Below are 14,025 nucleotides of genomic sequence, written 5' to 3' on the forward strand. Positions count from 1 at the left end.
TCCTTATATCCCCGGGCCTCGGGGGCATATAAACAGGCAAAGCATTTATATTCATTGTTTTTAGAACCAAATAAGCCAGCTCACTTATCTTCGTAGCCTTTCCGCTTCCGATGTTGTATATCCCACTTGCATTGCTTTTCAGGGATCTCATAACTGCATCAACTGCATCTCTTACATGAATAAAGTCCCTCGTCTGCTCTCCATCCCCATATATTATGAGAGGATCTCCTCTTGCCGCCCTTTTGATGAACTCCGTTATCACTCCTGAATATGCCCTTGACTGCTTTGGCCCATAAACATTGAAAAACCTGAGGATAACAGGTCTGTATCCGTAGAGATTTGCATAGCTGATTATATATGCCTCCCCTCCGGCCTTTGATGCAGCATATGGCGATTTGGGGTTTATCCTGTGATCCTCATCAATCGGAAGTTTTTCGGGCTCCCCGTAGACAGCACATGATGATGAGAATACGACAGTGTCAACATTTCTGGAGGCTCTTGCCACGTTCAACGTCCCCTTTACATTAACCTCTAGGTAGTCAAGAGGTTTCTCAACGGATTCCGAGACATCTATAAGGGCTGCAAGATGCACCACTGCTTCCATGCCCTTGACAGCTTCTTCGACCTCGTCATAATTCCTCACATCCCCTTTTACAAAGTCTAGAGAAAGTCCTCTCAGGTTCTCCAAGGACCCTGTGGAGAGGTTATCCAGAACCCTGACTGAATATCCGGCTTCAACAAGGGCTTTTACAAGATGGGATCCTATGAAGCCAGCCCCTCCTGTCACCAGGATTTTCATGGACTCCATCTTCCTGTGATGAGCTGCCTAAATTTAAAGAACTTGTTTGCTGTTGGCAATTCAAAAATCAATCACATTTCCGCATATAACATCTATTCCGAGATCAATGGCTCTGTTGTATGCCTCTCTGTCCACATTCACGGCAACTAAAATGATTTTATCCACCTTCCTCTTGAGGAATTTCTCCATCGCTCCTACTTTTATGGGAAGGGCTTCGACATGATCTAGCTCAGCTCTTGACTTTACCTCAATTAAATATAATTTCTCATCTTTTATAGAATTTATATCGATTATTCTTCCACTGATGCCGGTTATTTTCCCATCCTCATCGACAAATCTCATCTTTTCAACTTTCCTTGGCTCTATTCCCCTTTCTCCAGAGCCTCCTTGAATATCTCGAGCACCATCCTCTCGAGATCCTCGCCCCATCTCCTCCCCATGCTCTCAATTGTGACCTCCACTCTCATACTTAGCCTCTTGAAGTCCTCCCTCAACTGCTTTATCTCATTCAGTATTTCTGAGAACTTCTTATCATGTTCCTCTAGTCTAGTGAGCACTTCAGTAAACTTCCTGTCATGTTCTTCTAACCTAGTGAGAACCTCAGTGAACTTCTTATCATGTTCCCTGAGGCGCTTTAGTATCATGACAAACTTCCTATCGTGCTTTTCGAGGCTTTTAAGTATCTCACCGTAGCCCAGAAAACCAGCAACTGCTAACCTGAACTCATTGTCCTCCTCCAGAAGTCTGAGGAACTCCTTCTTGGTTGTCATTCTCCCATCCCTCTGATAGGTGTGGAAGTAATAAACCTTATTAATAGGGAACAAAATCGAAAGGGCTAGTATTCATAAATATAGAGATAGAAGTTTATACTACCTGTGTTATTCTGCATGTGGCTAAGATAACGCTGGAAACAATATATAAAGAGATAAAAGACCTGAGAGCGCTTATGGAAGCCCTTGTTGAAACTGTAGATATCCTCAGCGATCCAAGGGAGCTAAAGGAGATAAGAAAAGGGTTGATGGATATCAGAAAGGGTAGGATAAGGAGCTGGGATGAATTCGAGCAGGAGCTGAGAAGAGAGGGGAAAATCTAGCTTGGATATGTTAAAACAACATGAGAGACTACTCAGGCTTATTCACAGAAAAGACAAGGAATGAGCAAAAACAGAAGATGAAGAGAACTGTTTGCGATATTCAAGCCTTAATATTTCTTCGCAACATAAATCCTGAAAACCTGTCCTTCCAGCAGGCTAGCAACTCTGCGTAGCGTTGGATGTGTAGCTAGAAGGAACACAACCTCAGCTCCTGCTACCTTTTTCCTCAATGTTTCCTCCTTTAAGTGCTTAGCGTCCTCCCTTTTTATATTTATGACAGTTGGCTCCATCAGAGGAAGACCATACTTCTTCATCTTCTCCTTTAGCTTTCCGAGAACTATGCTTCTGTAGCCATAAGGCACTATAAGAGTCACCTTTATTGGAGGAACTCCTCTCTCTATCGTATAAAGTAATGTTACAAATGATAAAAGTTCACAAAGATATTCCTTATCTATATACCAAGTTTTATAGTATATAGACTCATTTTCTATTAAATAATCATAGTATTTCATCATTTTTATATGATCATCTATCACCTGTTTTCTCATCTCCCTGACCCTGTTCCTGTAAAGGTCCTCTATTGAGCTTGAGAGGTACTCTATTATCTTTCTTTTTGCAATGGAGTCCCTCTCTTCCTCCGGTGCATCCAGCAGAAGCGAGGAGAACTCGTTCATCAGGTAAAGGGAGAAGAGGGCGTGAAACTGATCATCAGAGACAAAGTCAGCTACCTCCTCAAGCGGAACTCTTTTTATTGAGTTCACTTTTATCGCCTGCGTGAAGATATTTGTCACTGGAACACACCCATGTCTGCGACGCTCGCCTATCACAACATCTCCTCTTTCATCCAGATACAGATTGGCGATGGGCTCTGCCTGAGCATTGCTGCCTGCTAGGCCCATGGTTTCATTAACGGGATACACAGGTTTCTTGAATTTCCTTCTGTCAACCAGCACGAATTTCTCACGTATTATATCATAGTTGAGAATATCAAGATTAGATAACGTATTCAGAGCCCTCTCAACAGCATTTTCAGCTACCTCAGGTAAGCGCCCTTGTGACCTGAGGGAGCTCATCAGCTTGCTCATCCTGTACTTTCCTGCAAGAACAGGCACTAAAAGCATCATTGGAATAGCTGCTCCCTCCTCTGCGCGGGCTATCATTGAATACACTCCAGCTACAAGTGTTGGCTTGAGAAGTGTCCTCTTTATGAGCATAAGTCTGCGCTTATAATCATATTCCGGAGAGTAAAGCATGATAGCTTTGCAGATCTTACCGTCTCTTCCTCCTCTTCCTATCTCCTGATAGTAGTCCTCTATGCTCTCGGGCATCATGTAGTGGACGACCCATCTGACATTTGGGATATCCACGCCAAGACCGAAGGCCTTTGTAGCAACCACTATCCTAGGCTCCTTGGCCTCGCCTCTGCTAACCGCATATATCCTGCTGAGGACATTCTTCTTCTCGGAATCGCTCATCTGGCCGTGAAAATAAATAACACTCCTCCCAAGATTTTCCGAGAGGAACTCAGCTATGCTGGATGCATTTTCATGCTCTCTAGTTGATCTCACGAATCCAGTATAAACAATGCCGAGCCATGGGGAATTGCCTGAGAAACTATCAGCCCATTCAGACAGCTCTTTTACTATGCTGAGCAGATTATTTAGTCTTTCCTGATCACTGGGCACTTTTACAACATCTATGATTATATTTTCTCTTATCACTGGGCCCTTAAACACCTTAACCTGTTCCATGTCAAGCTTTGATGGAGTAAAATCGGAGTCGAAATCGATCTCCTCAAGGCTGAACTCCTCGTTTCCTGTGAGGACTCGAATCACTTCTTCCAATCCTTTACTCGGCAGAGTTGCAGTAAAGCCTGCTAAGGGCAGCCAAAGGCCCTCCTCCCTGCTCCTCTTGATGTACTGTGCTAGATACTCATAGCTTGGCCTGAAAGTCCTGCCCCATTTGTACAGCGTGTGAATTTCATCGATCACAAGGTAGTTTATGTCAGCCTTCTCGAGGCATCTCCTCACCTCCTCCTTCTCAAGCTGCTCAGGGGTCATGTATACTATGTCGTATCTTCCTCTAGCCAATCCCCTTATGTACTCATTCAGCCTGTCGTGTGCCATGCTTGTGATGGCACATACTCTCACCCCTCTCGTCAGCAAGCTGTTGAGATGATCCTCTATTAGAGCTAACAAGGGGGATATCACAACAGTAGTTCCTCCAATTTTCCTTCTCAGAAGGAGCGCAACCGACTGGAATATAAGTGATTTTCCGGATCCTGTTGGCAGAAGAACTATTGAAAATGGCCTGTCCAGCAGACGTCCATCATATGTGTAGGGCATTAGCAGACGGGCTGCCAGCCTTCTTTGATATGGACGAAGTGAGAAACCCCAAACATCATTAACAATTTCCTCCAGCTCAGCCATAACCTCCTTTAGAGAGGGAAAAACAGCATATGAAGTCCTAATGGGCAGTTCAAGTGGTTTTATCTCCACTTCTTCAGTAAAATCGCTCAGATCAAGCCATCTCATGAGCTCTGTATCAGTATTTATAATAATGCATGTTTTTCCAGATAGGCGCAGAACCTCAAGCAACGACTTGAACGCTATCTCTGTGTTGCTGAATCCCCTTTTGTGGCTGAAGGTTCTAGTTGAATAGAGCACGATGTTGTACCCGATGGAGGCAAATCTGCTTACTTTCTCGAGGGCTCTGGCAATCTGGTCTTTATCCAAGTGATGTACATCAACCCTTGCCCTGATGTAGTAGGACACCTCCTTGGAAATAATTTCCTCAGCACCGTTGGATACCAACACAAGGTTTCTTCCTCTCTGAACAACTGAAGCAAGCAGGCCTCCGAAAAGGTTAGAGTGACGGGAACTCTTATCCAGTCCATTTTTGATGAGATAAAATATCTTTGTTGTTTCGGGTTTTCTATATTCTATGTTATTGCCAGTAATAAGCTCAAAGGGAGTTTCCAGTTCCACCCTGCTGAAGATGCTGGATGCATGTTTCAACAAGCTCACATAATCCTGATAATAAGCTCTCAGGAGATAAGCTCCTCTGAACACGATTTTTGATTCTGTTCTCTCCTTAAGCCTTTCGAGGAGGTCCTTCAGGTACTTATACTCAACTACAAAACCCCCAGATCTCACCTGATTATCCCTCACTGTCCTGTCCACTATTGATGCCAAGGCCTTCTTCAGATCCTCATATGGCATCTCCAGCGCTCTCAACCTTTCAGGGTCACTTTCTCCAGCTGCTGTAAATGACTTTGCTATTGTTAAGGCGAGCCTCTGAAGAGAAGAGAGCTCCTCAGGTTTCTCGATGAGCGAGGTATCTATTCTCTTTGGATACCAAGCATCCGAGAAACCCGAGGCATCTATTGTGACCACTATCTCCCCCTGCTTGGAACCTCTTGTCCTAGATGGAAGAAAATCTACTGCAATTTCCGGTATTTCCACTTCCCCCAAACCTAAGAGGGGCTCAAAAGGTGTTGCCTTTATTTCAGCTAATATCCCCTTTCTTCTGGCTATGTGAACTAGCTTGGGAAGCATCATCAACGACGCATGGGCATCTTCATCTGCTCTGTGAGGGATGTAATCCACGTTAAATAGGGAGGAAAGGCTCTCAAGCGAGTGGCTGATTGCCTCAGGAAGGGAGATCAATGCCAAGGTATATGTATCTATGAATTTTACATTATCAAAATTAACTCCCCAAGCTCTCAGAATATCTGCATCAAATAAATATATATTGTGACCTACCAAAACTTTGAATCTTCTGATCAATTTTGAGAGAAAGGCCTGTGGGATGGAGCCATACATCTCGAAGATCTTCTCAGGCTTATCTATGTTAAGCTTGGCAAGCTCCCTCCAATCACTGCTTCTCAAAGCTACTAAGCCTATTTCCCTGGGCTTTTTGTCGTACTCTATCTCAGTCTCTATGTCCAGCCCGAGGACATCACTTTCCTGAAGAAAGTAGATCTTTTCGTCTGTGATCCTCAGCCGCTTGGCTAAAACAAGGAATTTATCGAACTCTCCTCTGAAGAAGAGAAGATCCATGCCTGTTGCTATCAAGCTTTTGTTCATGAACAGAATCCTCAGCCTTGAGCCGGACAGCAGCGCAAAAACTCTCCCCACGTCCTTATACTTAATCGCATTCTCCAGCTTGTCATTAATCCTCCTTCTGTAGTAGAGAATCAGGGCCACTAGTGCGAGGATAAGCAAAACAGCTGCTACCATCGAGGGGCCGAGAGAGGGATCTTTAAAAAGTTGACATGCAGGGTCAGCTAAACTGCTGGCAGATGCTCATGCGTGCAAGAAAGTTTAAAAAGTTTGATCTACTTAGCATTAGATGCTTGGCATCCCAACAGCTGCAGTTCTCAGCTTCCTGACAGTTGCTCTCATCACTCCGGTTGTCATAAGGAGATGCAGAGAGCTTGGTTTTTTAAGCGAGGATTTGCATAAACCGGGAACCATGGTTCCATATCTGGGTGGAATAAGCATTCTGATAGGCTTTCTGGTGGGAATAACAGCCACAGGTTTTTATGGAATGGATCCAAAGGCAGGGCTTGCAGCTGCCCTTTCTGGCACTTTGGGTGGACTTATAGGGCTTGTTGATGACCTATTCAGGCTCAACAAGAGGAGTCTGGTGCTTCTGTCTGCAATGGCAGGCCTGCCAATAGTCTCTTTCAGGGTTGGCAGCACTGTGATATATGCATTGGGGGAGCTGGATCTTGGGGTGTTGTTCTGGGTTCTTGTTCCCATTGGATTCTGTTATTTGATGAATGCTGTCAACATATACGCAGGTTTCAATGGAATTGAGGCGGGATGCGGGCTTGTCACCTCATTCTTCCTGATGATATGCTCCATTCTGTATAAAAGCTGGGATTCTGCGATGGAGCTTGCGGCTTTATCCGGAGCTTTAGCTGCATTCCTTCTCTGGAACAGATATCCTTCTAGGATATTTCCGGGAAACTCAGGGACGTATTTGATGGGAGCTGTTCTGGCTTCATCCATCGTGATAGGAACGATAAAGACTGCAGGAATAATTGCCACAGCCCCATACCTGATAAACTTCCTCATAAGGCTGAGGAACAGGTTTACATGGACAGTTGGCTATGTGGATGATAGCGGAGTGATAAGGACAAAGGGCTTGGAGGCGTTGTGGTCCCTGTGGATAGGAAAAGGATCCTCAGAGATAAGGATATTCTGGAAGGCTGTTCTCTTTCACAGCCTGTTCGGCATAGGAGCAGTGCTGTTCTCATTGGTCAATGTAAATTGGCGGTAATTTCTTTGTTCTATTTTCCAGTGACTATATTTGAGCTCCAATTCCTTATAGAGAATTTTACTGAAAATATGGTAACAGTTTCGGAAATCTAGATTCTCAGAACTCAAGGAACTACTTTCCATTGACATACTTATTACATAATAATTTTAATAGCTTTGTCATTTTGGCTTTTTAAGCTGAATTTGAAATTCAATTTGATGCCACAGGCATACAACAAGCTTGCTATGATCACAGTCACCTACAACTCCTCGAAATACATTGAGAGGTTGATTAAAAGCGTTGAAGAATCCTCAATAAAGCCCTTAGTCTGGGTATTCGTTGATTCAGGGTCAAGAGACGGCACTGTTCGCTTGTTAAATGAGATTTCCGCGAAAAGTTCCATGAATATAGAAATTATTTCTCTAAAAAAGAACGTAGGATACAGCAAGGGTCTGAATATAGCTGTTGAGAGCCTGCAAAAAAGAGACATTCCAGATGATCTGCTTCTTTTGGTCTGCAATGCTGATGGATATTTCGGGAGAGGCTCCATAGAGAGAATTTTAACCTGCTATATGAAAAATGGGCGTGTAGGGATGGTACAACCCCTAATAATGGGAACAAATGGAAGAATAGACTCAGCGGGGAATTTAATGTCCCTATCGGGCATAACATGTCCAAATTACTCCGTTACAGCAAAAAACTTCTTTTACATTTCAGGAGCCTGCTTTTTAATTCCATTAAAAGTCTACTTGGAGGTAGGAGGAGCTGATCCAGACATTTTTATGGGTGCAGATGATCTAGATCTCTCATGGAGGGTTATGCTCAGAGGGTTTGAACTGAAGTTATGCCCAAAAGCAGTTTTCTTTCACTATGGAATACTGGAGAGAGGTATTTCTCCTAAAAGAATGGAATGGAGGGTATACAGCATAATCTGGACGATGACAAAGTGCCTTCCCGCCCATCTTATTGTGTTTGCAACATCTTTATGTTTTCTTATTCATATCAGTGCATCCCTTATTCTGTCTGTCCTTAAAGAAGATCCACTTTACATTTATTCCACTGTTAAAGCTCTATTTAGAATATTGAAACGCACAAAACTACTAATAGAGAAAAGGCATAATGTCAGAAGGAGGGTCTGCGTGAACGACAGAAAAATTCTCTGTAGAATGAGCCCTACGGGCCTTGTCCTGAGAATGGCCTTGAGAAGATATATCCACAGAGGGAGGGATTAGATGGTTTCGGCAGACGATGTAGCTGTCGTTATTCCTGTCTATAATGGTGTTGGCATCGTGGATAGGTGCATCTCTGCTCTACTTAGACAGAGCAGAGTTCCAGGGGAGATAATATGCGTGGATGATTTCTCTAAGGACAATACATATGAGTACATAAAACGTCGCTTTCCTAACGTCACTCTCGTGAGAAATGGCTTCAACATGGGTGCCTCGGGAAGTTATGCTAAGGGCATTATCTTAGCTGTTTCTAAAGGATATAAACTCATATGGTTGCTTGATCAAGACGATCTTCCATCTAGGAAAGCTCTTGAAGAGCTTTTACTCTTTCCTCTTGTGGGAAAAGCAATATTGACGCCGATTTTAGTCTGTCCTCTTCTCAATAGCGTATATGATATGCCTGATTTTTCCTGCGGGGTGTTCACATGGAGGAGACCGGACTTAAATAAACCTCATGAGATCCTACTATCAAATTTCTCTGGGATGTTGTTACCAGACAAGCTAGTAGATTTCGTCGGAGTTCCCTCTCCAAAATTGAGAAATGAGGTAGCTGACTGGGAATTTTCCATTAGGGTGAGATCAAGAGGATGGAGAATAATCAGAGTTCCTAGGAGCGTGGTTTATCATGTAGGAGGAAAACCAAGGCTAGGCCCTAGGGTATATAAGCGGAGGTATCTTAGATTACAGAAAATGGATCTCACAAGACTTGTTGAAGTTGCAAGTTCTAAACTGGTCTTGATCAGCAATTATTCCAAGGAGAGGTATTTTGAGAGAGGAAGGAACATCACTTTCCTTCTAAAATCCATTGAAATACCTTCTTGTGTGAAAATTTTCATGTTAAAATGGATTCTGGGTACTCTAATTAAAATTTCTCTTTTTGAGAGTGAAAAAAGGGAGAAAATGAGAGCTTATCTCAGCGGATTGCTATCAGGTATTATTATGACTTAGCACCTTTAAAAGCTGATTAAGTTTTTAGCTCTTAGCTTAAACTCGTGGTATGCTTCCAGTGATTCTACAGATTACGGCAGGGATCTCCATTTCTCTAGCGCTGACAAAGGATATTACAAAATCCATATGCCTAGCTCCTCTTGCTGGAGCTATCTTTCTTGCAGCTGTTTCTCCTGTAATCAACATCGAGGTATTTGTCTTGCTGGAGCTTTTCTTTCTGCTGGTAATGGCTCGAATGATCAGAAGAATTAATATTAAAGTAGAGAAATTTCTGATACTAATGTTTACTATATACGCTATAGTCATTGTAATAAATTTGTATAAAGAACCTTATGTGGCCAGCTGGATGAATCAGGACGAGCCTATTCATTTAATGAGATCGAAGCTTTACGCTAGTACAGGCTCCCTTCCCCTAGATTATCCTCCTCTGGTGCACATGATCGGAGGGACATGCTACAAATTAGGAGGAGAATGGTATCTCTGGTATAGAGCAGTTTTAGCCCTTCTAATTCCATCGGAAGGCGCCTTAATTTACATGATAGCGAGGGAACTTGACCTTAACCCTGTAATTGCCTCAATCTTCTACCTCTTGATGTGCCCCTCTCTAATTCATCTCTTTGAAATAGGGACCTACTCCAATCTCGTTCTAGATCCTCTCATCCTCCTCGGTGCATATCTTCTAATTCGAGACAAAATGCCGCCAGCTTCTGCAATCTTATTCCTCCTTCCCCTATCGAACACCCTTTCCTGGATGTTCATTGCATATGCCTGTATAGTCTACCTGGTCAGGAGATCAAGGAAAATATTATACTTAATTCCAAGCTTTTTCTGGCTTGTTCTTCCCCTTTCAGTGAACAGAGTCCACTTATATGCCTCAAAAGTCGTGGAAGATGTCCCTATTGGCGTGAAACTGGCTGTTGTAGAGGAGATTCCCCTGGATATATGGTATTTCTTCGGGGCGTCCTTCTCCCTTGGAATTGCAGGCCTTCTAGCGAGAAGCTCGTGGGAGAAAAGGAGAAAATACCTGTCCTTATACGCTCTCTTCATATTTATTGTCGTCATAATATTTGCAGCAGGAAGCCCCTCCCTCTGCTGGAGGTTTCTTCTTCTCCTCCCATTTCCTTTAAGTATGACAGCCACATGCTTGATAGAGAGGATAAATATCATCAGCATGAAGATAAGTAGGTTTTTATCGCCTGCTGTCCTTGTTTTTCTCATTTTGGCATTCCCGCCTATCAGGGGAAACACTCCATATCAGGATGCAATTCCATTTGTCCACAGGGTGTGCAATGAGTATAATATGAACATATCCTCCTATGGATTATCCGCATTCCCAAGCGTCTTTGGATGCTCTGTTGAGAGGACAGGGGCTCTTGAGGACCTTCTTCTCGATGGATCCAAGTTTATAATAACGAGAAAAACTCAGCTGGAGAAAATTCTTGTGGAAAGGGATCCGTGCATCAGGGTTATTTCGTCATCAAATTCCGCAGATTTCATAGAATACCTGCCAAAGGGGAATCAAAGCAGGGTGGAGGGCATATATCTGAACAATACAGCTGCCATACTTTACCTAAATGAAACAGATGTCATAGCAGTGACAACAGCGTATGGGGCTGTCTGTAAAATACTTAATGAGGATCCTCTAATTGTTAAATGCCCAGATATAACCATAAGGAGGGTTATTGTGTTCAGAAAGTGTCTTCTTCCACAGCTTGTGGAGCTTCAGGGAAATTCGAGCGGTTAAATAATAAAAAAGAAAGGGGAAAGAAAAGGGAAATCAGCTTGGAGGCGGATAGTAGAGATACTGTGCCTGAGTCCCTCCTGGCCCATATACAACTATGTTGTGCTGCTTGGTTCTATCAGTAATACTACTGCTGCATTCCAGTGTTACAGTAAAGTCCCTAGTCCAAGGCTGGTTAGCAGAGGCACCTATGACGTCATTAGATATTGTGCACTCACTTCCATCTACAAATACTTTAAAATCGTCCTTAGGACTGCTACTAAAGGTGGGTGTTCCAGGCCCAAGATTCTTCACATCTATTATCCAATAATTATTACCAGAAGACAAGTTTGCGTTCAATATCTGTATCTGAGATGCTCCTCCAACGGTTGCAGTCCTTCCCAGCGAACCGAATATGTATCCTGATATCGGGGAGAATATCAGCAGTGCTAGGGCTACTGCTATCACAAGTATTATTATCTCGACAACTACCCTGGATATTCCTGCCCTCATCATATCACCCCCTCAGCCAGTAATACAGGGAACAAACTGATATATAAAGCTATCGTGAAATATTTCATCTCTACAGGGAATATCATCGAAAATTTAGAACTACAGGTTGCAGTTTGAAATATTATTCTTCTGCAGAAGCCTGTGATAACGCTTATTAGCATTTTTCGTTCTTGAAATAATAATGAAAAGGTAGCAATGAAGCTCCGATTGTGAGGCCGCACTGGCAGTTCACTGGTTCCTCAGGATTTTGAGAACTCCATATATCGAAGAGGGTAAAAATTTAATAGTTGAGAAGCTTTTCACAGGATTGTAGCCTACTGCAAAGAGATGTCCGGGAACTAATGAACAAGGAGTCGTCAACTTGAGACAAAAGAAAAACTTAAAAAGATATAAGTGGTACAGTGGGAGGTGGGAAAGATGTCCATAGTCCGGATGGATGATAAAGGCAGGGTGCTCATCCCCAAAGAATTGAGAAAGAGAAGCAAAAACAGGATCTTTATCGCCAAGATCAATGAAGATGGAGCTATAATCTTGGAGCCTGTTGATAAGAGAGTTGAGGAACTTGGAGGAAAGTACAGAGACCTGATTAGGAAGAAAATGGAGGAGATAGAGGAGGCTGAGGAAGAGCTCCTCAGAAGGGAGAGGGGAATTTGAATGCATCAAAAAGAGCTCTTCTTGACTCAGATGTATTTATCTCTTATCTGTTTCAGGAAGATGAGCTTTATGAACCGAGCAGAAATCTGGTCAGGGCTATAGCAAGAGGTGATCTCATTGCCTATGTTTCATCTGAACTTTACGATGACATAATATCTGCTCTCAGAGGAAGCGGTCTCTCCCTGAGCGATGTAATCAATGTCTTGAGGGATGTGTCCAAGATACCACACAAGGTCCTTCCCATCAATCTTGAGATAGCATTGCAGGCTCTCGAGCTCTACAGAAGGCATGGTGGATCCAGAAAACTTCATTATTTTGACTCCTTTCACGTAGCCACATCAAAGCATTACGGCATACCTTTGATTACGAGCGATAGATACATAATTAACAACTCTGAATCTATTGAAGTAAATGTGATAGATCTCAGAAAGATAGAATCATTATATTGAAATTAACAAGGAAATTTGAATTTTTATATTTCGTTCTTGTCGTTATTCTAATTTATCAGTGAAAACTTAAAATCAATTAAATCTGAAAAATTTAGAGCTTTAAACAAGCCCTTGCATAAAAGTTTTTATTCTTCCTTCCTGCAAAACGCAGTATGAGCAAGGAGCTTACAGTTGAAAGCGTGATGAAAAAGCCTGTTATAACGCTCAGACCCACTTCTTCCATAATGGAGGCAGCCGATCTGATGAGGAGGGAGAACATAGGCTGCATAGTCGTGACGGAAGATGAAAAACCTGTAGGCATAGTGACGGAGAGGGACATAGTGAGGTTCATAGCAATTCACGGGAAGGAGGCACTTGACTTCCCTCTCAGCTCTTTGATGAGCAGCCCTGTTGTCACATGTACTCCTGATACAGCTGTGACAAAGGCATATGTTATGATGTATGAAAAAAGGATAAGGAGGCTACCTGTTGTGAAAAACGGAAAGCTTGTAGGCATAGTTACTGAGAGGGATCTGATTTACTGGTTTCTCAAGATGCTGGGATATCCTGAAAAGAGGGAGGTAATAGAGAGGCTTAAATGATAAACTGATTAATAACTCCTCAAGGATGAGTATATTCCAATTCTATCATGGTAACAGCAGCCTTGTAGGCCGTTATGATGCTTTCAATAGAAGTTATTTCAGCAAGCCTGTACTTCAGCCATCGATCTTGGAAAGAAGGAACCTTGTCTCCTCCTTTCTAGATTTAGCCAGCTCAAAAAGGGCGTTCATAAGCCCTTTTCTCGAGGCATCAAGTATCTCCATCGATACTATATTTCCCTCGCTGTCATAGCCTAGGATAACATCGTTGTCAAGGAGCTCCTCATCCACAAGAGATCCCTCCTTGAGCTTAATCACAAGCACATCTGCCTCCGGGTCATACCTTATGATTAAATCCATCTCTTGACCGTTTTACACCAATTAATAAACTTTCCTCTAAAAGACCCCATGCAGAAAATACCTTTTATACATAAAGTTGCTGAAGAGCAATCAGCAGGCGGAAATCGGTTCAATAAACTAGAGGGATTATCCTCCTCACTCTTTTCTTGTACTCCCTGTATTCATCACCGAACTCCTCCTCAAGCCTTCTCTCCTCATAAAAAGTGGTTATTATGTAGAATAAAAACCAAATGGGCGTTAAAATGAGGGAACAGAGCTTCGTCCAGATGAGGCTCCAGCCTATCGGCCATATTGAATCCCCTAGATAGAGGGGATGCCTCACTAAACCATAAACTCCATCCTTCACAAGCTTCTTCTCCTCCTTGAACATGAGAAACCTGTATATCCTTCTCAAGGACAGAATGATGAGGAAAA

General features: G+C 42.8%; 15 protein-coding genes. 8 read left to right on the plus strand and 7 right to left on the minus strand.

Annotation, left to right across the window (positions count from 1 at the left end; all coding sequences use genetic code 11):
* The 3 genes from D6D85_RS09255 to D6D85_RS09265 all read right to left on the minus strand — a co-directional run.
* On the minus strand, positions 1-808 hold an 808-nt coding region (locus tag D6D85_RS09255), incomplete at its 3' end, for an SDR family NAD(P)-dependent oxidoreductase (RefSeq protein ID WP_125671769.1).
* 51 nt (positions 809-859) lie between these two features.
* Positions 860-1,228 (minus strand): hypothetical protein, encoded by a 369-nt coding sequence (locus tag D6D85_RS09260; protein WP_125671770.1) that lies wholly within the window; start codon positions 1,226-1,228, stop codon positions 860-862.
* Positions 1,162-1,569 carry a DUF3782 domain-containing protein gene (locus tag D6D85_RS09265; protein ID WP_125671771.1) on the minus strand — a complete coding sequence of 136 codons (408 nt, stop codon included), beginning with the start codon at positions 1,567-1,569 and terminating at the stop codon, positions 1,162-1,164. Before D6D85_RS09265 ends, D6D85_RS09260 begins: the two co-directional genes overlap by 67 nt.
* 119 nt (positions 1,570-1,688) lie before the next feature.
* Between D6D85_RS09265 and D6D85_RS09270 the strand changes: the two genes are divergently transcribed.
* Positions 1,689-1,892 (plus strand): hypothetical protein, encoded by a 204-nt coding sequence (locus D6D85_RS09270; RefSeq protein WP_125671772.1) that lies wholly within the window; start codon positions 1,689-1,691, stop codon positions 1,890-1,892.
* 107 nt (positions 1,893-1,999) lie between these two features.
* Here D6D85_RS09270 and D6D85_RS09275 read toward each other — a convergent pair whose 3' ends face one another.
* Entirely contained in the window at positions 2,000-6,133 is a 4,134-nt protein-coding gene (locus tag D6D85_RS09275; RefSeq protein WP_125671773.1) for a DEAD/DEAH box helicase, read from the minus strand.
* 112 nt (positions 6,134-6,245) lie between these two features.
* Here D6D85_RS09275 and D6D85_RS09280 point away from each other — a divergent pair, with 112 nt between their 5' ends.
* The 4 genes from D6D85_RS09280 (at position 6,246) to D6D85_RS09295 (ending at position 11,081) form a co-directional block, all read left to right on the plus strand.
* Positions 6,246-7,181, plus strand: a complete 936-nt coding sequence (locus D6D85_RS09280; RefSeq protein ID WP_125671774.1) for a hypothetical protein — start codon at positions 6,246-6,248, stop codon at positions 7,179-7,181.
* Positions 7,182-7,378: 197 nt separating this feature from the next.
* On the plus strand, positions 7,379-8,392 hold the full coding sequence (locus D6D85_RS09285) for a glycosyltransferase family 2 protein (protein WP_125671775.1): 1,014 nt from the start codon (positions 7,379-7,381) through the stop codon (positions 8,390-8,392).
* The gene (locus D6D85_RS09290) at positions 8,393-9,337 is read left to right on the plus strand and encodes a glycosyltransferase family 2 protein (protein WP_125671776.1); all 945 of its coding nucleotides are present in this window, start codon (positions 8,393-8,395) and stop codon (positions 9,335-9,337) included.
* 49 nt (positions 9,338-9,386) lie between these two features.
* Positions 9,387-11,081, plus strand: a complete 1,695-nt coding sequence (locus D6D85_RS09295; RefSeq protein ID WP_125671777.1) for a hypothetical protein — start codon at positions 9,387-9,389, stop codon at positions 11,079-11,081.
* A 33-nt stretch (positions 11,082-11,114) separates the two neighbouring features.
* On the opposite strand, the gene D6D85_RS09300 is transcribed toward D6D85_RS09295, so the two are convergent.
* Entirely contained in the window at positions 11,115-11,570 is a 456-nt protein-coding gene (locus D6D85_RS09300; RefSeq protein WP_125671778.1) for a hypothetical protein, read from the minus strand.
* 417 nt (positions 11,571-11,987) lie between these two features.
* On the opposite strand from D6D85_RS09300, the gene D6D85_RS09305 reads away from it, so the two are divergent.
* The 3 genes from D6D85_RS09305 (at position 11,988) to D6D85_RS09315 (ending at position 13,254) form a co-directional block, all read left to right on the plus strand.
* Positions 11,988-12,224 carry an AbrB/MazE/SpoVT family DNA-binding domain-containing protein gene (locus D6D85_RS09305; protein ID WP_125671779.1) on the plus strand — a complete coding sequence of 79 codons (237 nt, stop codon included), beginning with the start codon at positions 11,988-11,990 and terminating at the stop codon, positions 12,222-12,224.
* The gene (locus D6D85_RS09310; protein ID WP_125671780.1) at positions 12,221-12,673 is read left to right on the plus strand and encodes a type II toxin-antitoxin system VapC family toxin; all 453 of its coding nucleotides are present in this window, start codon (positions 12,221-12,223) and stop codon (positions 12,671-12,673) included. The genes D6D85_RS09305 and D6D85_RS09310 overlap by 4 nt, the downstream gene beginning before the upstream one ends.
* 152 nt (positions 12,674-12,825) lie before the next feature.
* Positions 12,826-13,254, plus strand: a complete 429-nt coding sequence (locus D6D85_RS09315) for a CBS domain-containing protein (RefSeq protein WP_125671781.1) — start codon at positions 12,826-12,828, stop codon at positions 13,252-13,254.
* A 114-nt stretch (positions 13,255-13,368) separates the two neighbouring features.
* On the opposite strand, the gene D6D85_RS09320 is transcribed toward D6D85_RS09315, so the two are convergent.
* Together D6D85_RS09320 and D6D85_RS09325 are read right to left on the minus strand one after the other, a co-directional pair.
* Positions 13,369-13,611 carry a DUF2283 domain-containing protein gene (locus D6D85_RS09320; RefSeq protein WP_125671782.1) on the minus strand — a complete coding sequence of 81 codons (243 nt, stop codon included), beginning with the start codon at positions 13,609-13,611 and terminating at the stop codon, positions 13,369-13,371.
* Positions 13,612-13,720: 109 nt separating this feature from the next.
* On the minus strand, positions 13,721-14,025 hold a 305-nt coding region (locus D6D85_RS09325), incomplete at its 5' end, for a methyltransferase family protein (RefSeq protein WP_133308308.1).

This window comes from Candidatus Methanodesulfokora washburnensis (assembly GCF_003947435.1).
In the GTDB taxonomy this organism is placed as follows: domain Archaea; phylum Korarchaeota; class Korarchaeia; order Korarchaeales; family Korarchaeaceae; genus Methanodesulfokora; species Methanodesulfokora washburnensis.

What these genes read in the sequence shown, in the direction of transcription:
- D6D85_RS09260 (WP_125671770.1), bottom strand. Translation starts at nt 1,228, where the DNA reads ATGGGGCGAGGATCTCGAGAGGATGGTGCTCGAGATATTCAAGGAGGC.
- D6D85_RS09265 (WP_125671771.1), bottom strand. Translation starts at nt 1,569, where the DNA reads ATGACAACCAAGAAGGAGTTCCTCAGACTTCTGGAGGAGGACAATGAG.
- D6D85_RS09275 (WP_125671773.1), bottom strand. Translation starts at nt 6,133, where the DNA reads ATGGTAGCAGCTGTTTTGCTTATCCTCGCACTAGTGGCCCTGATTCTC.
- D6D85_RS09280 (WP_125671774.1), top strand. Translation starts at nt 6,246, where the DNA reads ATGCTTGGCATCCCAACAGCTGCAGTTCTCAGCTTCCTGACAGTTGCT.
- D6D85_RS09285 (WP_125671775.1), top strand. Translation starts at nt 7,379, where the DNA reads ATGCCACAGGCATACAACAAGCTTGCTATGATCACAGTCACCTACAAC.
- D6D85_RS09290 (WP_125671776.1), top strand. Translation starts at nt 8,393, where the DNA reads ATGGTTTCGGCAGACGATGTAGCTGTCGTTATTCCTGTCTATAATGGT.
- D6D85_RS09295 (WP_125671777.1), top strand. Translation starts at nt 9,387, where the DNA reads ATGCTTCCAGTGATTCTACAGATTACGGCAGGGATCTCCATTTCTCTA.
- D6D85_RS09300 (WP_125671778.1), bottom strand. Translation starts at nt 11,570, where the DNA reads ATGAGGGCAGGAATATCCAGGGTAGTTGTCGAGATAATAATACTTGTG.
- D6D85_RS09305 (WP_125671779.1), top strand. Translation starts at nt 11,988, where the DNA reads ATGTCCATAGTCCGGATGGATGATAAAGGCAGGGTGCTCATCCCCAAA.
- D6D85_RS09315 (WP_125671781.1), top strand. Translation starts at nt 12,826, where the DNA reads ATGAGCAAGGAGCTTACAGTTGAAAGCGTGATGAAAAAGCCTGTTATA.
- D6D85_RS09320 (WP_125671782.1), bottom strand. Translation starts at nt 13,611, where the DNA reads ATGGATTTAATCATAAGGTATGACCCGGAGGCAGATGTGCTTGTGATT.